The 25409-nt window shown below is 62.9% G+C and carries 27 protein-coding genes and 1 tRNA gene; 19 read left to right on the top strand and 9 right to left on the bottom strand.

The genetic code is table 11. The features are described 5' to 3' along the window. Window positions 1-38: 38 nt before the first annotated feature. Entirely contained in the window at window positions 39-1328 is a 1290-nt protein-coding gene (locus BN984_RS00350; RefSeq protein WP_049967389.1) for a dihydroorotase, read from the top strand. Window positions 1329-1350: 22 nt separating this feature from the next. On the opposite strand, the gene BN984_RS00345 is transcribed toward BN984_RS00350, so the two are convergent. Then, window positions 1351-1803: a hypothetical protein gene (locus BN984_RS00345; RefSeq protein ID WP_049967388.1), complete on the bottom strand. Its 453-nt coding sequence runs from the start codon at window positions 1801-1803 to the stop codon at window positions 1351-1353. 124 nt (window positions 1804-1927) lie between these two features. Between BN984_RS00345 and BN984_RS00340 the strand changes: the two genes are divergently transcribed. Next, window positions 1928-2449 carry a DUF7529 family protein gene (locus tag BN984_RS00340; protein WP_008096618.1) on the top strand — a complete coding sequence of 174 codons (522 nt, stop codon included), beginning with the start codon at window positions 1928-1930 and terminating at the stop codon, window positions 2447-2449. Window positions 2450-2498: 49 nt separating this feature from the next. On the opposite strand, the gene BN984_RS00335 is transcribed toward BN984_RS00340, so the two are convergent. Continuing rightward, complete coding sequence (locus tag BN984_RS00335; RefSeq protein ID WP_049967387.1) at window positions 2499-3263, bottom strand: DUF5806 family protein; 765 nt, start codon at window positions 3261-3263, stop codon at window positions 2499-2501. Window positions 3264-3384: 121 nt separating this feature from the next. Between BN984_RS00335 and BN984_RS00330 the strand changes: the two genes are divergently transcribed. Both BN984_RS00330 and BN984_RS00325 read left to right on the top strand, forming a co-directional pair. Then, window positions 3385-3753 carry a universal stress protein gene (locus tag BN984_RS00330; RefSeq protein WP_004976468.1) on the top strand — a complete coding sequence of 123 codons (369 nt, stop codon included), beginning with the start codon at window positions 3385-3387 and terminating at the stop codon, window positions 3751-3753. Next, window positions 3750-4304 carry a GNAT family N-acetyltransferase gene (locus BN984_RS00325; protein WP_008096624.1) on the top strand — a complete coding sequence of 185 codons (555 nt, stop codon included), beginning with the start codon at window positions 3750-3752 and terminating at the stop codon, window positions 4302-4304. Before BN984_RS00330 ends, BN984_RS00325 begins: the two co-directional genes overlap by 4 nt. 36 nt (window positions 4305-4340) lie before the next feature. Here BN984_RS00325 and BN984_RS00320 read toward each other — a convergent pair whose 3' ends face one another. After that, complete coding sequence (locus BN984_RS00320) at window positions 4341-4796, bottom strand: universal stress protein (protein ID WP_004976470.1); 456 nt, start codon at window positions 4794-4796, stop codon at window positions 4341-4343. 101 nt (window positions 4797-4897) lie between these two features. Here BN984_RS00320 and BN984_RS00315 point away from each other — a divergent pair, with 101 nt between their 5' ends. Continuing rightward, a complete protein-coding gene (locus BN984_RS00315; protein WP_004976471.1) occupies window positions 4898-5359 on the top strand; it encodes a universal stress protein in 462 nt (153 codons plus the stop codon). Window positions 5360-5462: 103 nt separating this feature from the next. Further along, window positions 5463-6722: a DHH family phosphoesterase gene (locus BN984_RS00310; protein ID WP_049967386.1), complete on the top strand. Its 1260-nt coding sequence runs from the start codon at window positions 5463-5465 to the stop codon at window positions 6720-6722. A gap of 45 nt (window positions 6723-6767) precedes the next feature. Here the strand turns inward: BN984_RS00310 and BN984_RS00305 are convergent, their stop codons facing one another. The 3 genes from BN984_RS00305 to BN984_RS00295 are packed head-to-tail and all read right to left on the bottom strand — an operon-like array spanning window position 6768 to window position 8114. Beyond that, the gene (locus BN984_RS00305) at window positions 6768-7196 is read right to left on the bottom strand and encodes a DUF5807 family protein (RefSeq protein ID WP_008096628.1); all 429 of its coding nucleotides are present in this window, start codon (window positions 7194-7196) and stop codon (window positions 6768-6770) included. Window positions 7197-7250: 54 nt separating this feature from the next. Continuing rightward, window positions 7251-7688: a DUF7112 family protein gene (locus tag BN984_RS00300; RefSeq protein WP_008096630.1), complete on the bottom strand. Its 438-nt coding sequence runs from the start codon at window positions 7686-7688 to the stop codon at window positions 7251-7253. 24 nt (window positions 7689-7712) lie between these two features. Further along, complete coding sequence (locus tag BN984_RS00295; RefSeq protein WP_004976475.1) at window positions 7713-8114, bottom strand: 30S ribosomal protein S6e; 402 nt, start codon at window positions 8112-8114, stop codon at window positions 7713-7715. A 155-nt stretch (window positions 8115-8269) separates the two neighbouring features. Here BN984_RS00295 and BN984_RS00290 point away from each other — a divergent pair, with 155 nt between their 5' ends. After that, window positions 8270-8572, top strand: coding sequence for a rubrerythrin-like domain-containing protein (locus BN984_RS00290; RefSeq protein ID WP_004976476.1), 303 nt, complete (start codon window positions 8270-8272; stop codon window positions 8570-8572). A 3-nt stretch (window positions 8573-8575) separates the two neighbouring features. Here BN984_RS00290 and BN984_RS00285 read toward each other — a convergent pair whose 3' ends face one another. Further along, window positions 8576-9073, bottom strand: coding sequence for a high-potential iron-sulfur protein (locus BN984_RS00285; protein WP_049913682.1), 498 nt, complete (start codon window positions 9071-9073; stop codon window positions 8576-8578). A gap of 116 nt (window positions 9074-9189) precedes the next feature. Then, complete coding sequence (locus BN984_RS00280) at window positions 9190-10284, bottom strand: aminopeptidase (protein WP_008096635.1); 1095 nt, start codon at window positions 10282-10284, stop codon at window positions 9190-9192. 141 nt (window positions 10285-10425) lie between these two features. Between BN984_RS00280 and BN984_RS00275 the strand changes: the two genes are divergently transcribed. The 10 genes from BN984_RS00275 (at window position 10426) to BN984_RS19280 (ending at window position 19004) form a co-directional block, all read left to right on the top strand. Beyond that, on the top strand, window positions 10426-11298 hold the full coding sequence (locus BN984_RS00275) for an ATP-grasp domain-containing protein (protein ID WP_008096637.1): 873 nt from the start codon (window positions 10426-10428) through the stop codon (window positions 11296-11298). A gap of 74 nt (window positions 11299-11372) precedes the next feature. Beyond that, complete coding sequence (gene gnd, locus BN984_RS00270; protein WP_049967385.1) at window positions 11373-12272, top strand: phosphogluconate dehydrogenase (NAD(+)-dependent, decarboxylating); 900 nt, start codon at window positions 11373-11375, stop codon at window positions 12270-12272. Between the two features lie 161 nt (window positions 12273-12433). Then, the gene (locus BN984_RS00265) at window positions 12434-13015 is read left to right on the top strand and encodes a 2Fe-2S iron-sulfur cluster-binding protein (RefSeq protein ID WP_049913683.1); all 582 of its coding nucleotides are present in this window, start codon (window positions 12434-12436) and stop codon (window positions 13013-13015) included. A gap of 209 nt (window positions 13016-13224) precedes the next feature. After that, window positions 13225-14691 carry an MATE family efflux transporter gene (locus BN984_RS00260; RefSeq protein ID WP_304999687.1) on the top strand — a complete coding sequence of 489 codons (1467 nt, stop codon included), beginning with the start codon at window positions 13225-13227 and terminating at the stop codon, window positions 14689-14691. Between the two features lie 62 nt (window positions 14692-14753). After that, window positions 14754-14826, top strand: a tRNA-Arg gene (locus tag BN984_RS00255). Window positions 14827-14999: 173 nt separating this feature from the next. After that, window positions 15000-15236, top strand: a complete 237-nt coding sequence (locus BN984_RS19885) for a DUF7563 family protein (protein ID WP_081909213.1) — start codon at window positions 15000-15002, stop codon at window positions 15234-15236. An 88-nt stretch (window positions 15237-15324) separates the two neighbouring features. Then, window positions 15325-16956: a DUF7845 domain-containing protein gene (locus tag BN984_RS00245; RefSeq protein ID WP_049967384.1), complete on the top strand. Its 1632-nt coding sequence runs from the start codon at window positions 15325-15327 to the stop codon at window positions 16954-16956. Between the two features lie 316 nt (window positions 16957-17272). After that, window positions 17273-17662, top strand: a complete 390-nt coding sequence (locus BN984_RS00240; RefSeq protein WP_049967383.1) for a type II toxin-antitoxin system death-on-curing family toxin — start codon at window positions 17273-17275, stop codon at window positions 17660-17662. A gap of 505 nt (window positions 17663-18167) precedes the next feature. Next, window positions 18168-18395: a hypothetical protein gene (locus BN984_RS18860; protein WP_049967636.1), complete on the top strand. Its 228-nt coding sequence runs from the start codon at window positions 18168-18170 to the stop codon at window positions 18393-18395. An 81-nt stretch (window positions 18396-18476) separates the two neighbouring features. Next, window positions 18477-19004, top strand: coding sequence for a hypothetical protein (locus tag BN984_RS19280; RefSeq protein ID WP_156037870.1), 528 nt, complete (start codon window positions 18477-18479; stop codon window positions 19002-19004). 413 nt (window positions 19005-19417) lie between these two features. Here BN984_RS19280 and BN984_RS18855 read toward each other — a convergent pair whose 3' ends face one another. Continuing rightward, window positions 19418-21436, bottom strand: a complete 2019-nt coding sequence (locus BN984_RS18855) for an AAA family ATPase (RefSeq protein WP_081909145.1) — start codon at window positions 21434-21436, stop codon at window positions 19418-19420. A 1010-nt stretch (window positions 21437-22446) separates the two neighbouring features. Here BN984_RS18855 and BN984_RS00220 point away from each other — a divergent pair. Next, on the top strand, window positions 22447-23466 hold the full coding sequence (locus BN984_RS00220; protein WP_049967379.1) for a tyrosine-type recombinase/integrase: 1020 nt from the start codon (window positions 22447-22449) through the stop codon (window positions 23464-23466). 520 nt (window positions 23467-23986) lie between these two features. After that, complete coding sequence (locus BN984_RS00215; protein ID WP_244877434.1) at window positions 23987-25243, top strand: methyl-accepting chemotaxis protein; 1257 nt, start codon at window positions 23987-23989, stop codon at window positions 25241-25243. The last annotated feature ends 166 nt before the right edge of the window (window positions 25244-25409 follow it).

The raw sequence follows: 25409 nt of genomic DNA, 5'->3' as shown, positions 1-25409 counted from the left end.
CCGCCGGACTTAGCACCCGGCGCGTCGCACCCCCTCGTATGCGAATCGAGAACGCGACGCTGGCCGACGGCCGCGTGGTCGATGTCCGCGTCGAGGACGGGACCGTCGAGGCGGTCGGCGACCTCGACCCCGTCGCCGACGAAGAGACCGTCGACGCCGAAGAGAACCTGCTTCTACCGGGTGCTATCGACGTGCACGTCCACTTCCGCGAACCGGGATTCGAACACAAAGAGACGTGGGAGACGGGCGCGCGGAGCGCCGCCGCGGGGGGCGTGACGACCGTCGCCGACCAACCGAACACCGACCCGACGACGACCGACGGCGCGGGCTTCGACGCGAAGGCCGAGCGCGCCGCGAAGTCGTGTATCGACTACGGCATCAACGGCGGCGTCACCGCCGACTGGGACCCCGACAGCCTCCTCGACCGCCCGCTTTTCGCCCTCGGCGAGGTGTTCCTCGCCGACTCGACCGGCGACATGGGCATCGAGGCCGACCTGTTTTCCGAGGCCGCAGAACGCGCCGGCGAGGCGGGCGTGCCAGTCACGGTCCACGCCGAGGACGCCGACCTGTTCGACGAGTCCGCCATCGAGGGCGACCTCGGCGGGGTCGGCCGCGACGCCGACGCCGACGCGTGGAGCGCCTACCGCACCGCCGAGGCCGAAGAAGCCGCCGTCGAGCGCGCCGTCCGCGTCGGCGGCGAGACCGGCGCGCAGATTCACGTCGCCCACACGAGCACGCCCGAGGGCGTCGACGCCGCCCGCGACGGCGGCGCGACCTGCGAGGCGACGCCGCACCACCTGTTTCTGTCCCGCGACGACCTCGCCGAACTGGGCACCTACGGTCGGATGAACCCGCCGCTGCGCTCCGAGGAGCGCCGCGAGGCCATGTTCGAGCGCCTCGCCGACGGCCGCATCGACATGGTCGCCACGGACCACGCGCCCCACACTCGCGAGGAGAAAGAACAGTCGCTTCTCGACGCCCCGAGCGGCGTCCCCGGCGTCGAGACGATGGTGCCCCTGCTTCTGGGCGCGGTCGTCGAGGGCGACCTCACCGTCGAACGAGTCCGCGACGTGGTCGCCGCGAACCCCGCCGAGGTGTTCGACCTGCCGCGCAAGGGCCGCATCGAGGCGGGCGCCGACGCCGACCTCGCGCTCTACGACCTCGACGCCGCCCGCGAGATTCGCGGCGCGGACCTCCACTCGAAGTGCGACTGGACCCCGTTCGAGGGCCACACCGGCGTGTTCCCCGAGTGGACGATGCTCCGCGGCGAGTTCGTCTGGGATGGCGATGGGTTCGGCGAAGTCGCCGGCGAGAACGTCCGCGACTGAGTGCGACTGCGGCCCGAAACCCTCAGAACCGCGCAGCCGCGACCTGCGCGCCTTTCCAGCCGACGCCGACGAGCACCGCGAGCGGCGCTGTCAGGACGACGAGCGAGACGGCCGACCCGGCGAGGCCGCCGAACCCGCCGAGTGCGGACGACGCGACGACGGTTGCGAGGAAGCCACCCACGGCGAGGGCCGGCGAGACCAGCGCGTAGGCGAACAGCCAGCGCTGGTTGCGAGTGAACTCGACGCCGTAGCCCGGTCCCGGCGGGATGAGCAGGCCGCCCGCGAGGAGGACGAAGCCGACGAGCCCGAACACGAGGAGGAAAAAGCCCGCGAGCCCGTGGGCGAAGCCGTCGCTTCCGGGCGGCGGCGGAGGCATCGTGACGGCGGTCCGCCAGACGAACGCGAGGAGCGCGCCCCCGACACCGGCGACGGGGAGTTGGAGCGAGCCGAGGACCGCGCGGAGCGACCATCGCATCGGGCCGACTGTCGGCGGGGAGACAGATAGCAGTTCCGTCGCGGCCGGGGCGTCGGCCGGGAGTCGGACGACCCCGATGCAAGCGAATCCTTTTCCCGTCCGACACCCCGAGGGAGTGACACGCATGACCGACGAGCAGACGCCTCCCCGAGGTCGTGACCCGAACGCGGACGAACCGCACGCACTCACGGGACTGTTGTCGTTCTGGGAGACGGTCGTGGAGGACGCCGAGGCGACCGCGGCCGAGTACGAAGACGAGGGCTGGGAGACGCTCGTGCTCCATCCCGGCGATGTGACGGTGCTGCCGCCGGCGACCCTCCCCGAGGCGACGGAGCGCGTCGGCTTCGACGTGCTCGTCCCCGGAAGCGAGTTCGAGTCGCTGTCGACGTGGGTCGAATCGGCCGCCTTCGACCGCTACGACGTGTACCGCGCCCGCGAGGACGACACCGTGTTCGTCGTCTCAGTCGTCCAGGACGCCGCGGCGTCGAAGGCCGTCGTCGTCCCGCTGTACTACGGGCTGGACAGAGTGGACGCGATGGCGACGAAGGCGCGAGAACAGGGCGAACTGCGCCTCTACGTCCGGCCGGTCGAGGCGGACCGACGCGTCGAGTTAGTCCAGTCGGAACCGGACCCGCTTTTCCCCTGACTCCGAGTCGGTGCGGAGTCGGCTCCGAACCGACCCCGGCCGCGAGGGCTCACTCCTCGTCCGACAGCTCTTCTTGTCGCAGTTCCGTGCTCGCCTCGCGGACCTCGCGCATGACGCTGGAGATGCGCTCTTCGGCTTCGAGTTCCTCTTCGACCGAGAGGTCGACGCCCTCGACTTCGAGCAGGAACTTGGCGATTTCCGTCACCTCGTACATCATCTCGTCGAGTTCCTCGGCCGTGAAGAATCCCGACATCGCGCCGTAGAGGAACGTCGCTCCCGACTTCCGGACCTTGTCTCGGAACGCCGAGCGGGCCTGATTGACCGCCTGCGGGGTGTAGGTGTCGGTCATGAAGGGGACGAGCTCGGGGAGGTTGTTCCCGATTTTCGTCATCTCGACGCCCGTCTCGGTCCGGAAGTCGGCGCAGAGCCGCGCGATGGCCCACTCGCGGGCCGTCACGTAGGTCCGCTGGCGGAGGAAGTCGTTGACGCGGTCGTACTGCGCGCCGTCGACTTTCTTGAACCGGGCGTACTTTTGTACGTCCTCCGGAACGGCGTCTTCGGCGTCCTCAGTACCTTCAGCGTCGGAACCCGCTCCGGCGGCGTCGGCCTCGGAGTCGGTCGCGACCTCGTCGGCCTCGGAGTCGGTCGCGTCATCGTCGGCCGGAGCGCTCTCGGTCGCGGCGGCGGACTCCGCAGTTGCCGCCGCCGCGTCTGCCGCCGCTTCGTCCGCCTCCGCTCGCGTGTCCGCATCGGGGCGAGCCCCCTCCTCGGCGTCGCTCGCGCCCGTCTCGAACTCGTCGGACTCGTCTGTCATACCGCGGGCTACCGCGGCACGGCCGAAAAGGGTTCCGCGACGTGCGGTCCCCCCGCCGGCGGGGGTGTCGCCCCCCGATTCCGGGCAAGGGTTTTCTATCGCGACCGCGAGATTGGGAATCATGAAGGTACTGCTCGGAATCGGTGGCAGCGACGATTCCATCCGAGCGCTCGAAAAGACGGTCGAACGGACGGCCAACGTGGACGACGACCTCACGGTCGCCATCGTCGACAACCCGTCGGTCGAGCGCTCGCGCGAGGACATCGAAACGCGGGTGACGGAACTGCTCGACGAACGGGGCGTCGAAGCGACCGTCCGTCTGCTCGACGGCGACGCGGGGAGCGCCCTCGTGGACCTCGCCGAGAACGAGGGGTTCGACCAACTAGTGCTCGGCGGCGGCGAGACGAGTCCGATGGGGAAGATACAGATCGGTAGCATCGCGGAGTTCGTCCTGCTGAACTCCCACGTGACCGTCACCCTAGTACGATGAGCGACCGAACGTTCTCCGACGCCGTCGCCGACCCGTACGACGCGCCGCCACTGTCGTTCACCGACAGGGAAGACCGCACCATCGAGGTGCGCGCCTACGACGGCTCAGACGAGGAGATGGAGGCGCTCGTCGAGATGTACGACGCGTTCGACCCCTCGGACCGGGCGCAGGGCATCCCGCCGGGGCGTGAGGACCGCATCCGCGACTGGCTGGAGAACATCCTCGACGAGGACTGCCTGAACGTCATCGCGTGGGACGGCGGCGAGGTGGCCGGTCACGCGACGCTCGTCCCCGACGGTGACGCCTACGAACTCGCCATCTTCGTCCACCAGACGTACCAGCGCGCCGGTATCGGCACGCGGCTCATCAAGGCGCTGCTCGGCTACGGCCGGGTGTCCGGCGTCGAGAAGGTGTGGCTCACGGTCGAGCGCTGGAACCGCGCGGCGGTCGGCCTCTACCAGACCGTCGGCTTCGAAACGAGCGACGCAGAGAGCTTCGAGCTGGAGATGACCATCCGACTCGCCGAACCCCCGGACGACGAGGGAGGTTGAGGGCGACGGCGAGTCACGGCGACAACGACCTGCGGTTCAGACCGAGAGGACGGGCTGGCTGGCGTACAGGAGAACGTACTCGGCGGCCTTGGCGAGCACTTCGCCGGGGTCGCCCGAGACCGGCTCTCGGGGCACGACGATGAAGTCCGCGTTCAGCTCTTCTGCGGTGTCGAGGACGACGCTTCCGGGGTGGCGGAGCTTGCTCGTTCGCGAGAAGCCGTAGGCGACCGACGAGGTGACCGGGACGTCGGCCTCGTCGGCGAGGGCCGAGACCGTGTCGGTGACGGCCTTGCTGTCCTCGGCGACGGCGTCCTCGTCGACGACGCCCTGCTCTATGGCGCGGACGACGTCCTCGCCGAGGACGTGGACGGCGTGGACCGCGGCGTCGTACTCGGCCGCGACGGCGGCGGCGTACTCCGCCGCGCGCGTCGCCTCGTCGCTTTGGTCGACCGGCACGAGAACGAGGTCGATAGAGAGCGGGCGCGGTGACATGTCCCCACCTGCGTCGGGCGACGACAAAAAACTCACCCCACGGTCCCGACGGTCGGTCGTCCCAGACTGGTTTTATGCCGCCCCACTGTGAACCCGTAGGCATGTTCGACACCATCGTCATCGCCACCGACGGCTCGGCGAGCGTCCGCCGGGGGGTCCGCGTCGCTGTCGACCTCGCAGAGCGGTTCGACGCGTCGGTCCACGCGCTGTACGTCGTCGACGCCGGCGACGTGGAGACCGCGCCGGAGCGACTCCGCGACGAGATGCGCGACGCGCTCACCGAGCGCGGCGAGGAGGCGCTCGCCGAGGTCGAGGCCGCGACCGACCGCGACGTGACCCTCGCGGTTCGAGAGGGCCGCCCCGCCGCCGAAATCTCGAACTACGCCCGCGAGGTGGACGCCGACGCCGTCGCCATGGGCACCCGCGGCCGCCACGGCGAGAACCGCTTTCTCATCGGGAGCGTCGCCGAGCGCGTCGTCCGGACCTGTCCGGTGCCGGTGCTGACGGTCCGCCAGTTGGAAGAGGGGACGACGGACTCCTTACTGAGCGACGAGGCCGCCTGAGTGGGCTGCGGGACTCGGTTCGGTCGCGGGCCGCGAGACGCTCGATGTGGTCGCCGCCGACGGAATCGGGAGGAGTTTTCCCCGTCGCGCCCGAGTTCGGCGTATGGAAGACGAGCTCATCGACAGTTCTCAGCTCTCGCTCCCCCGCAAGTCCGTGCTCCCCGGAGCCGGATTCTTCTACCCCGACTCGTTCGACGAGGAACGCGCCGAAGAGCGCGCCAAGGAGAAACTCGAAGACGCGTCGGTCGCGGTCGTCACCGACACCGACGCCGACGGACTCGGCTGCGTCGCCCTCCTCCGGGAAGCCTACGATGCGGCCCTCGACGTGGCCGACTTCGAAGCGCGAATCGAGGAGAAACTCAGCGACGAGGACGAAGACGACGAGGAACCCGCCCTCGCCGAGGAAGACGAGGAGGAAGAAGAGCGACCGAAATCGCCGGTCGCGCTGATGGGGTCGAGCCCGTACTCGCTCGAAGACGACCTCCAGCGCGTCGCCGACTACGCCCCCGAGGGCGTCGAGGTGTACGTCTGCGACCTCTGTCCGGACAAGTTCGAGTACGTCGAGGAGGAACTGGCCGCGCTCGTCGAGACCGCCGGCGAGATTCACTGGTACGACCACCACCAGTGGAAGCCCGAGGTGGCCGAGGCGGTCCGCGATGCCGGCGTCGACCTCGTCGTCGGTGAGTCCGACGAGGAGTGTTCGACCGACGTGACGCTCCGCGAACTCGACTACGAGTTCGACGAGCGCTTTTCGGAACTCGCGGCCGTCACCCGCGACCACGACCTCTGGCTGAACGAAGACGAGCGGAGTCAGGACCTCGCGGACTACGCCTACTGGACCTCGAAAGAGGAGTACGTCGCCGTCGTCGGCGCGTACGGCGCGGACCTCCCGCCGGTCGTCGAGGAGTACATCGCCCACCGCCGCGTCGAAAAGGAGAACCTCATCCAAGCCGCCGTCGACCGCGCCGAACTGAAGACCGTCGGCGACTGGACGGTCGGCGTTACCTACGGACGATGCTCCCAGAACGAGGTCGCCGACGCCCTCCGCGAGGCGGGCGCGGACGCGGCGGTCGTCGTCAAGCCCGCCGGGAGCGCCAGCATCCGCGGCTCCGACGACTTCGAGCGCTGTCACGAGGTCGCCGACCTCGTCAACGGCGGCGGCCACCCGAAGGCCGCCGGCTGTAAGCCCGACATCTACGACGACATGCTCGACTACGCCCACCACTGGACGACGCAGGGCGCGACGACGAAGCGCGTCATCCTCCGGGCGTTCGAGCAGGTCGCCGACGCGGTCGAGAAAGCGGAAGCCGAAACCGACGACGCGGACGAGGCGGACGACGAAGGCGTCGAGACCGAGCGCTAACGTCGAAGCCGAACTCGAAACGCGGCGTGGAAAAACGGAGGTCGATTACGCGTCGTCGACGACCCAGCGGTCGGAGTACGTCGTTCCGCAGGTACACTTGGCGTAGGCGTGGACCACGTCGCCCTCCTCGTAGATGCCGCCGACCTCCTCGTTTTGCGCCTCGGCGAACGAGAAGATGAACTTCACCTCGTGGTTCTCCTCGGAGGCCGCCTCGGGGCAGGTGCCGCCGCTGAGGTCGTCGTCGATGTCGCCGTCGTTGCCCATGGCGGTCTGGGCGAACTCCATGGCGTCCATGCCCGTGCCGGCCGCGAAGGCCCGGCGGCCGTCGTCGCCGGGGACGACGAGGACGTAGCCGTTTTCGACTTCGACGCCCATGTTCGGGAGCTTGCCCTGGCTGTCGAGGTACTCGTGGGTGAGATAGAGCGCCACGTCGTCGAGGCGCTCGCCTGCGAGGTACTCCGTTACCTTGCTCATACCCCGCCTAGGGCGGTCGGCGCGTAAAAGCGGCGTGTCTCGGAGTGCGACCGGTCACTCGTCGGACAGGCCGAACTTCTCGGCGATGCTCGAAAGCGAGTCGTTCGGCCGCTCGGTGACGCGGTACACCTGCCGGACGCCCGGCACGCGGAGGCCGTACTGGTAGCCGTCGTCCAGTTCGTCGAGTTCGACGGCGTCGCCGTCGGCCCGGTCGTGTTCTCGGCACCACTCGACGAGCCGATTCTCGCCGTTGTTCGGGGTGCGCGCGAGGCGCTTGTTGTCGTACGCGCCGCGAATCACGAGCCCCGAGGCGTCGGCCGAGAGGCGGGCGTGATAGGCGGTGCCGTCGAGGTGGAGCCGAACGAAATCGCCGTCTTCGGCGGTCACGTCGTCGGGGACGCGCAGACAGGGGCGACGGGTACCGCCGCTCCGGGCGATGTTCGCGCGGAACGTCTGGACCGACGGATGGTCGGAGGGCAGTTGCTCTGGCACGGGAAAGAGAGGAGTGAGACGGCGTTATTCGTCCGCTTCTTCGTCGTCGCCCTCGCCGAAGGCGGCGGCGACGTCGCCCTCACCGGAGACGACCTTCGCGTTGATCTGGACGGTCTCGCCGGAGACCTCGCGGCCACGGACGGTGACGCGCTTGCGCTCGCCGTCGCGGGACGGCTTGTAGCCGATGCCGTCTTTGGCGAGGATTTCCTTGAGCGCGCCGCCGGGCACGTCGGGGTGCATCGGTCGGCCGGCCTTGTCCGAACCGCCCGTCAGTTCGAGCGTGAAGCCGTCGAGACCGACGGCCGCGCCGTCGACCTCGTCACCGAGGTCGCGGCCGAGGAATCGGTTTGCGTCCTGTCCTTCGACGTCGACTTGGTAGGTCGCACCGGTGTCGGGGTCGGCGACGACGACCATGAATTCTGCCATGCGCGGATGAAAACGGTCGCGGATAAAAAGTACGTCGAAAGCGCGTCTCGGGACCGTACCCGCCGAATCGGGGCGAAACGGCCGAATTCGGCGGCGTCAGGGAGGAACGACAGGTGCTGGCAAGAGTTAACATCCGACACTGCGTATATCGTCTCATGAGCAACGATATCACCACTCGTGAGCCTGCAGACCTCGTCAAAGCCAAATCCAGGGCGCTGGTCGGCCCCGAGCCGACAGACCTCGTCGAACGGCCCCCGACGGAGTTGGTCGAGCGCCGGACCGATGCGCTCGTCGAACGCCGGACGGAGATGTTAGTCGAGGCGGAGCCGACGACGCTCGTCGAGCGCTCGTGGTACGAGTGTACCGCCTGCGGCCACCGCTCGGGACACGGCGTCTACGAGCAGGTCTGTCCGCGGTGCGGCGGGTCGCTGAAGAACATCGGCGTGGCTCAGGAGTGAGCCTCACGCGACGGATGCGGTCTCGTCTCCGCCCGTCTCGCCTTCGGCTTCCTCGATAGACTCCCAGAGCGAACACCAGTCTGCGGGGTCGACGTAGCCCTCGACTTTCGCGCAGGCACCGAAGCCGTCGCCGTTCTTGTCGGGGATGTACTCGGCGCAGTTGCCGCAGTCTCGTCCGGCCTCGGTGAGGCCCGCCTCGACGGCGTCGTCCGCCTCCTGGAACTTGACCGCCTCCTTCGTGAACAGGTTCTCAGGGTCCCGCTGCTCGTTCGCCTGCGAGAGCGCCGTCCGGTAGGCCTCCGGAACCGGGCCGTGTTCGAACTCCTCCGCGGAGACGCCCTCGGGACGTTCCTCGTCGTGGTCGTCGTCCGTCTCCTCTGCTGTCGTTGTCGTCTCCGTCTCCTGTTCGCCGCCACCACCGAGGCAGCCAGCGACACCCACTACCGCACCACTCCCCACCAGTTCGAGGAACCGCCGCCTCGTTCGGCCGAATCGCGCCATAGCCGACAGCTACGTCCTCAGACGGTTTTAGTAAGCGCAAAGTTACCGTTGAACATGGTATCTTAACCGTCTCAACCCCGGCGGACGGCGGGTTCAGAATCCGTCGGTGTGACGGCTCAGAACCCGTCTTCCCAGCGGAACGTGCCGTTTCGTTGGACGACCTCGCCGTCGACCTCGATGCGCGAGTCCTCACTCATGTCGGTTATCATGTCCACGTGGACTGCGGACTGGTTGCCGTCTTCGCCCTCGGGGAGGCACGCGCCGTACGCCCGCCCGACCGCGAGGTGGATGGTGTCGCCCATCTTCTCGTCGAAGAGGATGCTGTCGGTAAAGCGGTCGATACCGCGGTTCATCCCGATGCCGAGTTCGCCGAGGCGGCGCGCGCCCTCGTCTGTGTCGAGGATGCCGGCGAGCGCGTCCTCGCCCGCGCCCGCGGAGAAGTCGACCACTTCGCCGCCCTCGAACGTCAGGTGGACGTTCTCGACGCGCTGGCCCTCCAGCGTCATCGGCACGTCGAAGAACACCTCGCCCTCGACCGCGTCCTCGACGGGTGCGGTGAACACCTCGCCCGACGGGAGGTTGTGGGAGTCGTAGGCGACGGAGGCCGCGGAGTTGACCGCGGTGCGGCCCTCGATTGACATCGTGAGGTCGGTGTCCGCCTTGACGATGCGCACCTCCGAGCCGGCGTCGAGCACGTCTTTCATGTTCGCCATCTCGTCGGCGAGTTCCGACCAGTCGCGGAGAATCGCGTCGTAGACGAAGTCGGCGTACTCCTCGAACGGCATGCCCGCCTGCTGGGCCGCCGCGCGGGTGGGGTGGACCGTCGAGACCCAGTCGGTGTCCATGCGCGCCTCTTTGACCTCGCTCGTGGCGCGGCCGTAGGCCTGCCGCGTCTCGGTCGGCACGTCGGCGGTCGCCGCCGTGTTGCGAGTGCCGCCGAGGAAGAGCACCGAGTCGGCGGTCTCGTAGAGGGCGAGTTCGTGTTCGGGGAGGTCGAAGTCGCCGTCGTGCGCGCGGAGGTACGCCCGCTGGACCTCCTCGGAGGCGTAGGTCGTGACGACGCTCGCGCCGCGCTCGCCGAGGGCGTCGGCGACGGCGACCGCGAGGTCGTGAGCTCCCTCACCGACGGAGACGACCACGTCGTCGCCGGCCTCGATTCGCGCGCTCCAGTCGACGAGCACCGCGGCGTGCTCGTGGATGCGTTCGTCCATACCCGAGCCTCGCACGGGACGGTAAAAACGTCGGCGTCTGCGGCCGCGAAGCCGCCCGACCGCGGTCCCGAAAGCGGTGATTGCGGCGAACGGACCGAGCGTTACAGAACGCTTATCGCCCGATGTCTGCCATCCACCCCCGTGACTTCCATCGCACTTGCCACCTCCGAGGACCTCCCCGGACTCGTCGACGACGACGCCTCGTTCCTCGCGGCGCTCCGGGAGCGTGACGTGGCGGCGGAGCCGGTCGTCTGGTCCGACGAGTCGGTCGACTGGGACGGCTTCGACGCCGTGGTCGTCCGGTCGATTTGGGACTACTACCGGCATCCGAGGGCCTACGCCGCGTGGGTCGACCGCCTCTCCGACGCCGACTGCGCGGTGTGGAACCCGCCGACGACGCTCGACTGGAACAGCCACAAGTTCTACCTGCGGGACCTCGCCGACGCCGGCGTCTCGACGCTGCCGACCGAGTACGTCGAGCGCGGCGGCGACGTGTCCCTCGAAGCCGTCTTCGAGACGCGAGGGTGGGACGAGCTCGTCGTCAAGCCCGCCGTGAGCGCGGGCGCGTTCGAGACGAGACAGTTGAGCCGCGCGGAGGCCGCCGACGCCCAGCCGTGGGTGGACGACCTCGTCGCCGAAAAGGACGTGTTGGTTCAGGAGTTCGCGCCGGACATCGAAGATGGCGAGTGGTCGCTCGTCTTCTTCGGCGACGAGTTCAGCCACGCGGTGGTCAAGCGCCCCGAACCCGGCGACTACCGCGTCCAAGAGAAACACGGCGGGAGCGTCCACGTCGAGGAGCCGAGCGAGACGCTGCTCGACAACGCCCGGCGCGTCGTCGACGCCGTCTCGGCCCACCTCGGGGGCGACCCGCCGCTGTACGCCCGCGTCGACGGCGTGGAGCGCGGCGACGATTTCCTCCTCCTCGAAGTCGAACTCATCGAGCCCGAACTGTTCTTCCGAACCGACGACGACGCCGGCGACCGATTGGCCGAGGCGCTGTTGGCGCGGCTCTGAGCGGTCGGTCTCGACGGCGACCGCGCACGCGCCAAACCACAACCACTACCACCCCCCGCGGACGATGCCGACGCATGCAACTAGGCGTCATCGGCCTCGGCCGGATGGGGCGCATCGTAGTCGACCGAGTGCTCGATGCCGGGCACGAGGTCGTGGCCTTCGACCTCTCGGCGGAAGCCGTCGCGGCGGCCGCCGACGCGGGTGCCGAACCCGCGGACAGCGTCGCCGACCTCGCCGACCGGCTCGGCGACAACAAGCGAATCTGGCTCATGGTCCCCGCGGGCGACGCGGTGGACGCGACCCTCGACGACCTCGACCCGCATCTCGACGGGGACGACGTAGTCGTCGACGGCGGCAACTCCCACTTCGAGGAGTCCGTGCGACGCGCCGAGGCGTGCTCGGCGGCCTACCTCGACTGCGGCACCTCCGGCGGCCCCGCCGGTGCCGAACTCGGCTTTTCGCTCATGGTCGGCGGCCCGCAGTGGGCCTACGACGAGTTGTCTCCCGTCTTCGACGCAGTGGCGACCGGCCCCGCCGGCCACGGCCACATGGGCGAGTCGGGCTCCGGCCACTACGTGAAGATGGTCCACAACGGCGTCGAGTACGCGCTGATGCAGGCGTACGGCGAGGGCTTCGAACTGCTCGCCGAGGGCCGGTACGACCTCGACCTCGAATCGGTCGCGCAGACGTGGAACAACGGCGCGGTCATCCGCTCGTGGCTCCTCGAACTCTGCGAGGAGGCGTTCCGCGAGGAGGGAAGCGACCTCGGCGACGTGGACGACCACGTCGCGGGCGGCTCGACGGGCACGTGGACGGTCCAAGAGGCGCTCGAACAGGAGGTCCCGGTCCCGCTCATCTACCAGTCGCTCGCCGAGCGGTTCGGCTCCCGCGCCGACGACCGCTTCTCCCGTCGCCTCGCCAACCGGCTCCGGTACGGCTTCGGCCGCCACGAGGTCGCGCGGAAGGACGACTGACGGGGTCTGACGCCGGCCCCCGTCGGCGCGACCGCGATACCGGGGGCGGCCTCGATATTGTAGGAATCCGCGTGAGACCCGCGTCTCGGCGGTGAAATCGACCGCCCGCGGGTGCCGCCACAATCACAATTTCCTTAACCCCTCCCTCCATATCCGCCGGTATGGCAGTCATCAGTCTGGTGGGTGTCGGGGCCGGATTGGTCCTGGTACTCCTCGCCGTCGCCCTGCACTACTCGAAGGGCACCGGCTGGGAGCCGACCGCCGACATCACACAGGAAGTCCTCGAACGCCGCGCGGCGACCGTCGCAGAGACCGACTTCCCCGAGCCGATGAACCGTTCCATCGGCGGGGGCGGCGGCGTCGCCGCGGTCGCGGGCGGCGAAGAGGGCGCCGAACTCGAAGGCGAGGAGGCGGAAGAAGAGCCGAGCCCCGCCGACATGCCCGAAGACGAAGTCGAGTACTTCGAAGTCGAGTTCGTCAAGCAGGGCGAGACCATCGAACTGGCGAGCAACGAGACGGTGCTCGACCAGGGTGAAGACGCCGGAATGGACCTCCCCTATGCGTGCCGGCAGGGTTCCTGTGTCTCCTGTGCCGCGAAGATTACCGACGGCCCGGCAGAGGAGTACATCACGCACCACACGCAGGAGACCCTCTCCGACGAGGAGATGGACAACGGCTACACGCTCACCTGCGTCGCCTACCCGAAGGCCGACTTCGCCATCGAGACCGGCGAAGCGCCGTAACGCGACGAACCGCAACCACCCACCGTTTCTCTCGACGCCACCCGTTTCGGTGAGCCGCGCCCGTCCCGTTCGGCACCGAGGGTCGCGGTTCGCGGTTCACGGTTCGCGGCTGTCGCTCCCGGTCGCTCCCGCTTGTCGGCGAGGTGAATCCGAGGGGTGAAGACGCCTATCGACGCTTTCAAACGGTCTCCGCGTGTCTCACCTGTTCAGTGTCCCTCCCCGAAGGAGGTTCCCTCACCGAAGGCGACCTCAAACGGCCGATGTTCGAACTGGCGTGGCCCATTATCGTCACCGAACTCCTCCAGGTGGCGTACAACCTCGCCGACACCGTCTGGCTCGGTCGGCTCTCGACCGACGCCGTCGCCGCCATCAGCCTCGCATTTCCCCTCATCTTCCTGCTCATCTCCGTCGGTGGCGGCTTCACCGTCGCCGGGAGCACGCTCGTCGCGCAGTACACCGGCGCGAAAAGCGAGGGCTCCGCCGGGACCGTCGCCGGGCAGACGCTCACGTTCATCACCGTCATCGCCGTCGTCGTCGGCGTCATCGGCTTTTTCGCCACCGACGCGATGCTCGGCGTCCTCCCGAGCTCGGAGGCGACCGCCGGGCAGGTCATCCCCCTCGCCGGCGACTACATGCGCGTGTTCTTCCTCGGCCTGCCGTTCCTCTTCGGCTTCTTCGTCTTCTCCGCGCTCATGCGCGGCTACGGCAACACCCGCGCCCCGATGGTCGTGATGTTCATCAGCGTCGTCATCAACATCGTCATCGACCCCGTGTTCATCTTCGGCTTCGACGCCAATCCGCTGTTTTCGATGCTCGGATTAGAGGGTCTTCAGGCGAGCCTCTTCACCGCCACGGGCTTTGATGGGTTCAAAGTCGCCGGCGCGGCGTACGCGACGGTTCTCTCGCGCGCCGTCGCCACCATCATCGGCATCTACGTCATCTTCGGGACGAGCGCCGGCCCCGACGTGCAGCTCGGCGACTTCCGCCCGCAGTTCGAGTACATCAAGAAAATCGTCGATATCGGCGTCCCGAGCGCCATCGAGCAGTCCGCCACCGCCCTCGGCTTCATCACACTCACCGCGATGGTCGTCACGTTCAACCCCGAAGTCGTCGCCGCGTTCGGCCTCGGCAACCGCCTCACGTCGCTGGTGTTCCTCCCGGCGCTCGGCCTCGGACGAGCGACGAACACCATCGTCGGCCAGAACCTCGGCGCACAGAAACCCGACCGCGCCGAGAGCGCCGTCTGGCTCGCCGCCAAGGTCGGCGCGAGCGTCATGCTCGTCACCGGCGTGCTCGCCTACGTCTTCGCCGAACCCGTCGTCGCGTTCTTCCTCCAAACCGGGACCGCGTCGGCCGCCCAGACCATCGACCTCGGCGTCGAGTACATCCGCATCCGGGCGTTCGAATTCGGGTTCATCGGCGTCCTCCAAGTCGTCCTCGGCGCGTACCGCGGCGCGGGGAACACGAAGACCGCCCTCGGCTTCTCGCTGTTCGCGCTCTGGTTGGGCCGCGTGCCAATCGTCTACCTGCTTTCGTTCCAGTTCGGGTTCGCCGAGACGGGCATCTGGCTCGGGATGGCCGTGGGACAGATTCTCGGCGCGATTGCGGCCACGGCGTGGTTCACCCGCGGCACGTGGAAACACAGCGTCGTCGACGCCGACGCGACCGGAACGTAATCGGCCGCCGGCGTGGGTTCCACAACGGTTTTACGTCGGTGCCGTGTAGCTCTCTCCGCTGAGGGCCCGTAGCTCAGTGGACAGAGTGCTTGGTTCCGGACCAAGATGTCGCGGGTTCAAATCCCGTCGGGTCCGTCCAAATTTTTGGCGTTTTCTATATGTAGAAAACGTCCGACTCACGTCTTCTACCGGCAGGTCTCATCGCGGGTATATATACTCGCGAGCAGGGGCGGAAAAAGAGTCCACCACGAAACGGAACGCAGGTCGCCGCTGTCTTGCGGTCGGGCCGCGCCAACGGGGTGGTCGGCATGATGTTGCTCGACTCGGAGAGCCGAAAGAGCAGCTGTCTCAACTGCGGGTCACACGTCACCCGCGACTTCCGCCGCGTCTACGGTGATCGCGAGGACCGCGCACACCGCTGTCACGAGTGCGATACGCTGGTTCGTCTACAGCGCGGTTCCGCGGGCGGTCTCGACGTTCCGATTCCGGACCCGTGGAACGGTGCGTCCGGTCGGCACGGTGGTAACCCGGAGCGGTGGCAATGACGGTTCGCTGTCCGTCCTGCAGCCGCGATAGCGACTGCATCTTCCGCTGTGAGTACTGCGGCCGCGATCTCGCGGAGGAGGACCGGCGGTGAGTTCCGTCGCGAGCGCGCCCCACGAGACGCGCGGTAATCTCCTCTATGGTGAGTACGGGTCATCGCCGTACTGGGCAGTCCGCCAGCTGTACAACCACATCGACGGCGGTGTCTCGAAGATCGAGATAGAAGTGCCCCGCCTCGAGGAAGACGGAACCGAGACGTGGGAGGTGTCGATGGGCTTCCACCAGTCGGGTCTGTCTCCGCGCGAGGCAGACACGGTAAACTCGCTTCTCGAGTACGACATCAACGCCTACGGCGAGGGTGAGCGGAAGCTTCCGGTCTGTGTACAGCCGCGACTCGCGTGGTCCGACGAGAACCGTCCTGACAGCGTCCCTGCGACGTTGGGACCCGCGACAAACGTCAAACTACAGAACGTGGTCAACCTCGAGTTAGACGAGATACCGCACGTGTTCAAGTGGGTGATGCGCCGAGTCTGCGAGAAAGTCGGCTTCGACTGGTCGCGCAAGTACTTCGCTGAAGAGCCACACAAGTTCTCGACGATAACCCAGCACGAGCGGTATCTGAGAATCGACCGCGATCAGGCGAAGAAACTCGTCAGGCGCGACGGCGTCTTCATGCGGTTGTTCATGCTCTCGGCCGACATCGAGGGTTCGCACGTCGTCTACGATTCGAACAACGAGGACGTGGTCGGCTACAACCACCAGCTCCGGCTCGATCGGTCGGCGATCACCGATCTGTTCCCGAACAGCCAGCACCGTCCTCGAGGGCTTCAACTGAAGCACTATCACCCGCAGTACGTCCGAGAAAGTTCGGACGGTGACCCGCTGTACCACCCGAAACTCGGCGCGCTGTACAAGAAGAATCTGAACCGCGATCAGGCGGTCGCGTGGGACGACCGGCACGATCTGGTTGGTGACCTGGAAGAGAAATTGCTGAACGTCCTTTCGTGGGCGGACATCCCGACTCGGCCGGGCATGTGGTTCATCGCTGACGACCACTTCAGCGCGGTCGCGTCCGACCGGACGATTGCGCTGTGGGATGACCCGACCCCACAGATCGAAGCGTCTCAGGACTCGGTCATCATGCGGACGCTCTCGCGGCTCACCGACGCTGACCACGACGTGCTCGAGCACTTGGCACTCACCGACGGTGGAACGAGAGTCGGTGAGTTGGAGGACGGAACCGGCTGGTCCTCCACGACGATCTACCGCGTTCTCCAACGTCTCTCGGGACTCCTCGAGAACGACGGCGGTGTCGTGAAGTGGGTTTCTTCGAAGATCGCGCAGGAAGTGCGCGAGCTGGTGAGCATCGCAGACGACGTGGTAGACTCGGTCGCCGGTCGAATCGAGAACGTGCTGAACGTCGATCCGCGCGACCTGGAGCGATCCGGTCGGGCGCTGCAGAACTGGCTGAACCGCTACGGCGCTGAGGTTGTCGCCGGGATGGATGACCGTGACGACCGCGTTCGGATTCGTATCCGGACAGTGCTCACTCAGTCGAAGAACTCCGCGGCAACCGGCGAGTACCTTCCCGACGTGCTCGAGGAAGGATACAGCGCGTGGTGTGACGCCGGGCTCGACTCACGACGGTTCCTCAACGCGATTGTGACCTATGACCGGGCGTACGGTCCCGTGCAGAACACGGTCGCTCGGAAACACCTGTAGCCGGTGGCCTCCTGAGTGGCAACACTCTCGGTCGGTTGCTTCTTTTATATACTACTCTCCGATTTTAGGCTGAACCCTGTTTTCGGGTGGAGTCTCGATTCCCCGTGAGCGGTCGTGCTCGAGGAGATCGATCGGGTGCTCTCCCGCTGGATGGGAAAGCCCCCTTAGGGAGTGTGACTAACGTCACAACTTTCAAAAAATAACCCTCCGCCCCCGCAACTCCAGTTGATCCACGCGAAGGGGGGCTCGGAACGTCGCGCCTATTCGGGCGACGCGGAGCGCCCCATTTATGTTCAATTGCTGTGGACTCGGAGTAGTGAGCGACGAACTCCCCACCGCCAAAGAGATCTTAGCGACTCACGAGCTTGTGGAAGAGCATTGGGATCTCAAGTATCGTGGGACGCGCGTCGCTGCCCCGAGGTTGAAATTCAAACGGCTACTCAGAAGAGTCTCAGAGTCCGAACCGGTGTACCCACGCGCCGCTGCACTTCTGCGCGAAATCGCAACGGAACACTACTTCGAAGACGGAAACAAGCGGACTGCATGGCTGACGATGCGCGACTACTTGGACCGCCACGGGGAGAAGCCAGCAGACACAGGAGAGACTGCGGTACAGGTGATGAAGCGAATTCGCCGTTTCGACACCGAAGAACTCGCTATCTGGCTGGAATCAGGAAATCTCGATCACGATAAACTCGAACCGTGACCACGGAAAGACTCAAGCCGATCTACTTCATTGATTTATTCAACCAATGAGTCTCTCTCACTCTGACGAGGAATCCGACGACCACGAAGAGCGGATTGCTCGGTTCATCGAAGAGGACTTCGAGCTGCTCGACGCGCTTCACGAGTAACCCCGAACGTATTTTCTCACCTGTTCTGAACGGCAGTAGAAGACTGAGCGACAGCTGTTTCCAGAACCAGTCGCGTCTCTCAGAGTGACCTTTGACCCACGTCGATCTCGAAGCTCCTCGAGCAACCCCACACCCGAAATTGAGTCACTACCGGGGACCGGCCACCACCGGAACCCGCCAAATCGGACCATACTGTAAGTAATTATACGCCGCCAAGGGGGTGTGTGGTGGTGGCCGTTCATCGAAGTGTACGCTGTCTAGTAATTTCACGTTCGACACCGACCACGGCCTGTATTCGTGATTGGTGACTTAGGAGATAGAACTAAGTAGGATTGGGTGGCCGGTGAGGTGTCAGCAATGGTATTCCGAAAGCTCCGAAACCACGACGGCACCCCGCTTGTTGCACTCGACCGTGACGATCTCGTCCTCGACGGCGTCATCGTTGCCGATGAAGACGAACGTGAAGAACAGAGCATGCACGTCCAGCGACTCGGCAAAGGCGTCTACGTCGTTCGGCCGGTGCCGGAGGACGGCCCGATCCAGCCGCTCCACGAGACTGAGCTGCTTCAGGGTCTCGTTAAGTAGTTATTACCGAGATGTGATTTTTTGACTCACCGGTATTGGTTTCTGCGAAGTTTAATATCCGATGACATATTTTCCAGAGACATGGCAGATGAGGGGCAGGAACAAACGCAGGAAGAGACAGATCAAGAACAAACTACGTCATCACGACGACCACCGTGGATGCAGAGCAGGTTTGGTATGATGCCTGGAGGATCCCAACCACTTGCAGCTGAGCAAGTTCCCGATTGGGCGTGGGAAAGTCCAGAATACTGGTACGCCCGGTACACAGAACTGGAGAAGGCGTATCGCGATATTGGCCAACAGATCCATCAACAAAATATGCAACAGGGGAATGCGGCTATGATGTTCGCGCGTGGTGGTGAAGAGAATGAGGACACACTCAACGAAATTCTTGGTTTAGCTAGTATTGCTGTGTCAATCGGAACACTTCTGTTCGCTCTTCGTGGTGTTGGTTATCATTCACTCTCGACAGGCGTTATTTTAGGTATTTCTTTTGTTGGAATGGTCATCGCACAGCGTATCGAGTTACCCCATGCTCTTTCGCGAGTGAAGTCTATACTGGCATCTTTGTATCCACAGAATGAGACGGACTCAAATGAACGCCCTTAGGCACTAAGAGGGCAATTTCACAGCCGTCCCCCCGGGGTCAGGCGTGAATGTATACGGCATCCTCGATGTATGCACCTTTGTTGACGTTGACGGCAGTCATCGTGCATAGATTCGAGTCAATTCCACCGGAAGGCCGACGCAGTCGCGGTCATAGGTCACCCGAAGTATAAGAAGGATAGACACTCGTTCACTCAAGATTCACGTAAACCGACCCCCAGTGCATACGTTGATGTATAAATGGCCAAGCGAACCAGCCTGAAGCTTACCAAAGAACGCCAGCTGTTGTTCGACATAGCTAGGAGTTCGTGGCTCAAGGTGTGTCGGACGATCAACCACGTGTCAATTTGATTGACGCATTTCTCACCCACTTGCTCAAGAGATACGAGAGCCCCAGGGTAGAGATGAAATTTAGTCTAGAACTTCGAATTAATTTGCCCCAATATCGGTGTGAAGTTCTCTACATCACTTTCTGATACGTTCGACCCTGAGTCAAGGCGTCTACTGATGACGTTTGCCACTTGCACTTTATCCAAATCACCAATTCCTCGATTGTTGAACACTTTCTGGATCTTTGAGGTTAATTTCATTCCTTTATATTCGATATCGTCTTCGATCACCCACTCACCCTCTTGTTTATCAATTTTTATGCCTTCGAAATCGTCAAAAACCTCTTTGTACTTTTCATTGACACAGTCGATGTAGAATGTTGGAGAAAACATATCTTCAATTTCTATATGATAATTTTGTTCAACATCGTCTTTATTCAACAAAAGGACTTGATCATCCCCAATCTCTGGGTGTGACGCACTAATAGTATCTCGGACATTCACTCCTTTCTTGTCGTTATCGAGTAAGATAACATATGCAAATTCTTCAGAGGTGACCCATTTTGCAGCCTGTATCATATTATTTCCGCCGTCAACCGCCATAATCGTTACATCATCACGCCTGATGATGTCCTTATCAAGGTAGTTTTTGTAATAATTCAATAGTGAGTTTAAGATAAAGTAATCTGATGCCCCCTCAACTAATATCTTCTTTTTTGATACAAACGGTGAGTCTCCTAACCCGATACCAAGTGCATTCCTAAGGGGTTCGAGCGTTGATGTGTCTGATTTTAAAAAGTCAGATGAAATCTGGGTTCCTTCATTATTTCGGTCTTCAACTAATCTGATTCGAGACGGGTACTCTTTCCTGATTAAGAATGGAGAGTGTGAGGTATATATTATCTGAGTGTCATCTGCCATCTCCTCGATTGCGTTAAGCCAATTCCGCTTTCCTTCTGGATGTAAAAATACAGCAGGGTCGTCCAATAATACAAAGTCAGCAGTTTCTTCGCCATCCCCCGTTGCTGCCGTCAAATTGATATAAAACGACAGAAACCACTGGAATCCTTTACTTCTGTCTGATGGACGTAGCAGGCTTCTCGTCACAGGGGTTCTTTCTGAGCTACCGTTGTCGTTATTTTTGCTTGATAATTCTTTGTCTTTCAAGAGAACAGTAAATTCATTTTCCGAGAAATCCAAATCGATCTCCACCGACTTTTGCTCCCAAATCTCATTGACACTCCCTTTTATCGTTGTTTCTGCTGCATCTAACTTTCTCAGTCTGTCAACTTTGTCTAAGTTATTGAACTCACTGTAGTCAATGTCCAAGATTGTTAACAGATTTTTGAAAGTTAAATTTCGCCCGTTATTCAATTCCCTTATACTTACTGAGTCAGAGATATTATCGATTTCACTATGGTATACAATTGATGGGAGTAAGTCATCTATTTCCAGGTCGTTATCTTCTGCATTTTTTATCTCCTCCCGAGTAGTTCGTATTTTCTTCAAAGCCCATTCTTTGGCTTCTCCTATCTCAGAGATCTCCTCCGGTGAGTTCTCAACTGCTTGTTCTAATTGTGATAGCCAGTTCAGGCAATTCTGTGCATTTGGATTCTCCTTGTTACGAAGATTGTTCAATAATCCCTTAATATTCTTATTGAAGTGGTTTGGAAATTGATTATTTGTCCGGTCCCTTAATTCAATAAATCTTGTATAGATATTCTCAGCTGCCGATTGTGCTGATTCGATTGCAGATGAGAGTAATAACGTCGGGTCTACATTATCTCCAGAAAACACCTTTCTCTGCCCATCTGGATATTTGTCGATCCTGATTTCATCACCTACTCCTTCGATTGAAGTAATCGACTTATCCGTGATGGTAACTTCAAGCGATACAATAGGTTCGCTTTCAGTTACCTCGGAATTGTAATTGAGTTCTTTATCCGAGTAACTTGCTTCGTCCTTGATTGACGAAATAGCCCTCAGGAAGGAAGACTTCCCGCTCTCGTTTTTTCCTATCAGTGTCGTAATATCTTCTTCGATGTTGACCCAATCACTATCGATTATTGAACGATAGTTACGAATCCGAACCCGGTTGATAATCATGACCTTTCAACGACACTGGTCCCTAATAAATTCTGGTTTGTGAAATAACAGGACGTGTGCCACTGAGATCCTTTGTGACGACCTACGACTTATGGTTTCAACTAAGTCAAAAGTAGTATTCGTCTTTTCATGGCGAATCATCGTCTCTAAGCTCTGCTCGGCGTCGGTGCATCGCATCATCAACGGCCATTCTGATAGCTTCTGTAACGTCAAGTGCCCCCGGATAGAGTTCTTCTAACTCGTCGATGGTCTCCTGTTTCAACGTCACATTGTAGGTGTCCGACTGGGGCATCTCTATATCATTAATGGAAGCGAACTGGCACCACATGAATACACCGAATATTCAATTTTTAATTCCAGCTTGACCAAATGGAGATTTGAAATTAGATTGAATTGGGATTGAAATTGTACTCATTTAGGTTTCAGTCAAGATAGATTTATATCCGTGCCCTCATTTTGGGTACCTAACGGAAGCACTTCGCAAACCTATCGCTCTCCGATAGGTTCCGCAGAAGCGGACCTCGCTGCTAGAGACAGCAGGCCCGCACGGGCTTCCGTGCCTAAACCACGAAAGCCATGTTCGATTCAAACACGCGGGATATTGAACCCCGCGCACGAGCGCACGCACAGCCCACCAAGAACCGTTTAGTTTCACTCGCAGAAACCCCCGATTTCGGGGGTACGTCCGGCCAATTCGTTCACTTTCACTTTCAGCCTGCGTACGAGCAAGCGTATTATTACAAAGCGGGTGGCCGCCCAATTGTGATGACGACTACGCAGGTCATTTGCGATGAGAACCGGACGGACCGCTGGCAGTTCACGTGTCCTCGAGGACACCGTACGTGGGAAGCGGCGCAGAACCACTTCTGGTGCCAGCGGTGCGCGTCCACCAAGGACGTTGACGGCCGGTTCCATCAACTCCGGGATAAGGTGAGCGGTGAGCGACTTTCTCGCGAGGAAGTCGTACTCCAGAGTAACTGCGACGACGGCCTCGAGCTGGAGGCCGACGCATGAGCGACGATCTGCAACCACTCTCCCCCGAGGAGGGCGTGGAGATGTACCTCGATCTCCGCGAGGGCGACGTGTCCGAAACGACGCTCATGAACCACGGCTACCGGCTGAACCCGTTCCTCGATTTCTGCGAGGAGCACGATATCGACAATCTGAACGACGTGACCGGCCGGACGCTGTACAAGTACTACAGCTACAAGAAGGGCGCAATCAAGCCGGTCACGCTGGACAACTACCTCACAACACTCCGGGTGGCCCTCGATCTGTGGGCCGATATCGACGCCGTCGAAGAGGGACTTCGCGAGAAGGTGCCGCTTCCGAACCTGAAACCGCAGGACGACGTGCGCGACCGCGTGCTCCGCGGCGACCGCGCGAAGGATATCCTGAACGGGCTGGACACGTTCAACTACGCCTCTCGGGACCACGTTATCATGCTCATCCTGTGGCACACCGGGATGCGCACCGGCTCGATCTACTCGCTCGACGTGGACGACTACGACCCCGAAGAACCGTGCCTGAAACTCCGGCACCGTCCCGAGGAGGGAACGCCGCTGAAGAACGAGGAGAACGGGGAGCGCGACGTATCTCTCAGCCCACCCGTGGCCGCGGTCATCGACGATTATCTCCTGAAGAACCACTACGACGTGACCGACGAGTACGGACGCGAGCCGCTTATCTCGTCGTCACAAGGTCGGCTCTCGAAGGGCGCGTACAGAACGAGTATCTACGCCGTGACGCGCCCGTGCGAGTGGGGGACGTGTCCGCACGCGGAAGTGGACCCGGACGACTGCAGACCTGCTGCTAGGCGCGATAAGGCGTCTCGCTGTCCTTCGACGGTCTCGCCGCACGACATTCGGCGCGGTGCGATCACCGAGTCGCTGAACGACGGCGTCCCGGTCGAGATCGTGAGCGAGCGGATGAACGTGTCCGTGGACGTGCTCGACAAGCACTACGACAAGCGCACGCACCGTGAGCGGATGGAGGTTCGTCGCCGTGTTCTTCGGGAGGTTCGGCAGTAGAATGTCTCCGGAATGTGGTATGCTGTCGGTATATGCCAATAACATCCCGTCGGGTCCGTTCGCTTCGCTCACTCCCCCGACGTAGTCACGTTCGCTGACGCTCACGTGACTCCCGTCGGGCCCAGTTTGTCGCGGTTTCGTCTGGACGAGCGGTGCATCGTCTCGTACCGAATCCCCCATCGAACCCACTCAACTTCGTTCGTTACTAACTTGCTGTCCCCTCCGGGCCGAGAGACATCCAACGACGAGACTCGTCAACCACACGAAGACCCGTCGCCAATCGAATATTCGGATGTCAAAACCCCACAAAATTCCACAATACATGGATTTTAGTGGCAACATCTCCCGTTTCGAGAACCAACCCTAATAAACGGGTGGCAATTCATTTCACAGCGAAGTCGAAAGAGGGGGTATGGGAACGTCGACAGCAGGCGGGCAGAACCGTCACCGCAGTGTGGGGCGGTGGCGGCGAAGGCTCCGAGATGGACTGAGGGACATCCCACAGGGGGACTCGAATCCGATGGGGTGGGGGCTCGTCCACGCGGTGTTCATCCTCATGCTCGCGTCGGCGTTAGTCACGAACTGGTTCTCCGTCGAGCGCTCTCGGGAGGAGACCAGACAGAAGATGCAGAGCCTCGAAGACAGCGAGGAGGCGAAGGCCGAAGTCGAGCGCCTGAACGAGCAGTTGGTGGTGCAGGCCGACGAACTCGCCGCGGCCATGGACGCGGTCTCGGAGGGGGATTTCACCGCGAACCCGCCCGAGAACACCGATATCGAGGCTATCGAAGCCATCAGCGACGCGTTCGTGGCGATGAAGCGCGACCTCTCGTCGACCATCGTCGACCTCCGGGCGTTCGCGGCGACCGTCGAGCGGACGACGCGGTCGGCCCACGACGACGCGGAGACGCTCGAACGGACGCAACGACAGCTCGCGGCCGACGTGCGGGCGTTCGCCACGGACGTGCGCGAGCAGGCGCAGAACCTCGAATCCACAACCGACGAACTGAGCAGTCTCTCGGCGACAATCGAGGAAATCGCCGCGAACGCCGACCAGGTCTCTGACGAGGCCAGTAACGCGGCGACGGCCGCCGACGAGGGCACGGGCACCGCGGCGGCGGCCATCGAGGCGATAGAGAACGTCGAACAGAGCGTCGGCGAGCTCGCGTCGCTCGTCGAGTCGCTCGACGACCGCATGGACGACGTCTCCAAGAGCACCGACCTCATCGAGTCAATCGCCGAGCAGACGAACACGCTCGCGCTCAACGCGAACATCGAGGCCGCCCGCGCCTCGGACGGCAGCGAGGGGTTCGCCGTCGTCGCGAACGAGGTGAAGTCCCTCGCCGACGAGACGCAGAACCACTCGGCGGCCATCGAGCGGACGATAACCGAGACGGTCGAGGACGTGGCGCGCGTGCAGGCGGAGATGAAACGGACGAAGACGCAACTCGAAACCGGACGGTCGACGACGACCGACGCCGCCGAGGCGTTCGCGGCGGTCTCGGAAATCGTCGAGAGCGTCGAGATGTCGGTCAACGAGGTCGCCACGGCGACCGACGACGGCGCACGGACGACCGAAGAAGTGGTCGACGCGATTATCGGCATCGCCGACCACTCGCGGGACATCGCAGAACAGAGCGACGCGCTGGCGAGCCAAGCCGAGTCCAGAGCGGCGACGATTTCGGAGATTCGAGCGCAACTCGATGACCTCAGGGGCCAGACCGGCGGCCTGCAAGAGCAGCTCGAAACGTTCGACTGCGAGGTTCCGGCCGACGACTGAACCGGGTCACGCCCGACGGCGTCCGGTCGAGTCGGGTCGAGTCGAGACCGACGAACGACCGCCGACTCGCGTCTGCAGTCGCTCGAGGACGAGTCAGAGAACGCGAGCGAAAAAGTCAGCCCGCGGCGACCGCGACCGCAGACGCCGCCGCGGAAACCGACTTCGC

The sequence above is a fragment of the Haloferax prahovense genome (assembly GCF_000723845.1).
Classification (GTDB): Archaea; Halobacteriota; Halobacteria; order Halobacteriales; family Haloferacaceae; genus Haloferax; species Haloferax prahovense.
This window is presented reverse-complemented; position numbering and strand designations above follow the sequence as displayed.

Bases quoted from the DNA above. Each gene is read 5' to 3' on its own strand.
- BN984_RS00350 (WP_049967389.1), top strand. From the start codon at position 39: ATGCGAATCGAGAACGCGACGCTGGCCGACGGCCGCGTGGTCGATGTC.
- BN984_RS00345 (WP_049967388.1), bottom strand. From the start codon at position 1,803: ATGCGATGGTCGCTCCGCGCGGTCCTCGGCTCGCTCCAACTCCCCGTC.
- BN984_RS00340 (WP_008096618.1), top strand. From the start codon at position 1,928: ATGACCGACGAGCAGACGCCTCCCCGAGGTCGTGACCCGAACGCGGAC.
- BN984_RS00335 (WP_049967387.1), bottom strand. From the start codon at position 3,263: ATGACAGACGAGTCCGACGAGTTCGAGACGGGCGCGAGCGACGCCGAG.
- BN984_RS00330 (WP_004976468.1), top strand. From the start codon at position 3,385: ATGAAGGTACTGCTCGGAATCGGTGGCAGCGACGATTCCATCCGAGCG.
- BN984_RS00325 (WP_008096624.1), top strand. From the start codon at position 3,750: ATGAGCGACCGAACGTTCTCCGACGCCGTCGCCGACCCGTACGACGCG.
- BN984_RS00320 (WP_004976470.1), bottom strand. From the start codon at position 4,796: ATGTCACCGCGCCCGCTCTCTATCGACCTCGTTCTCGTGCCGGTCGAC.
- BN984_RS00315 (WP_004976471.1), top strand. From the start codon at position 4,898: ATGTTCGACACCATCGTCATCGCCACCGACGGCTCGGCGAGCGTCCGC.
- BN984_RS00310 (WP_049967386.1), top strand. From the start codon at position 5,463: ATGGAAGACGAGCTCATCGACAGTTCTCAGCTCTCGCTCCCCCGCAAG.
- BN984_RS00305 (WP_008096628.1), bottom strand. From the start codon at position 7,196: ATGAGCAAGGTAACGGAGTACCTCGCAGGCGAGCGCCTCGACGACGTG.
- BN984_RS00295 (WP_004976475.1), bottom strand. From the start codon at position 8,114: ATGGCAGAATTCATGGTCGTCGTCGCCGACCCCGACACCGGTGCGACC.
- BN984_RS00290 (WP_004976476.1), top strand. From the start codon at position 8,270: ATGAGCAACGATATCACCACTCGTGAGCCTGCAGACCTCGTCAAAGCC.
- BN984_RS00285 (WP_049913682.1), bottom strand. From the start codon at position 9,073: ATGGCGCGATTCGGCCGAACGAGGCGGCGGTTCCTCGAACTGGTGGGG.
- BN984_RS00280 (WP_008096635.1), bottom strand. From the start codon at position 10,284: ATGGACGAACGCATCCACGAGCACGCCGCGGTGCTCGTCGACTGGAGC.
- gnd (WP_049967385.1), top strand. From the start codon at position 11,373: ATGCAACTAGGCGTCATCGGCCTCGGCCGGATGGGGCGCATCGTAGTC.
- BN984_RS00265 (WP_049913683.1), top strand. From the start codon at position 12,434: ATGGCAGTCATCAGTCTGGTGGGTGTCGGGGCCGGATTGGTCCTGGTA.
- BN984_RS19885 (WP_081909213.1), top strand. From the start codon at position 15,000: ATGATGTTGCTCGACTCGGAGAGCCGAAAGAGCAGCTGTCTCAACTGC.
- BN984_RS18860 (WP_049967636.1), top strand. From the start codon at position 18,168: ATGGTATTCCGAAAGCTCCGAAACCACGACGGCACCCCGCTTGTTGCA.
- BN984_RS19280 (WP_156037870.1), top strand. From the start codon at position 18,477: ATGGCAGATGAGGGGCAGGAACAAACGCAGGAAGAGACAGATCAAGAA.
- BN984_RS18855 (WP_081909145.1), bottom strand. From the start codon at position 21,436: ATGATTATCAACCGGGTTCGGATTCGTAACTATCGTTCAATAATCGAT.
- BN984_RS00220 (WP_049967379.1), top strand. From the start codon at position 22,447: ATGAGCGACGATCTGCAACCACTCTCCCCCGAGGAGGGCGTGGAGATG.
- BN984_RS00215 (WP_244877434.1), top strand. From the start codon at position 23,987: ATGGGGTGGGGGCTCGTCCACGCGGTGTTCATCCTCATGCTCGCGTCG.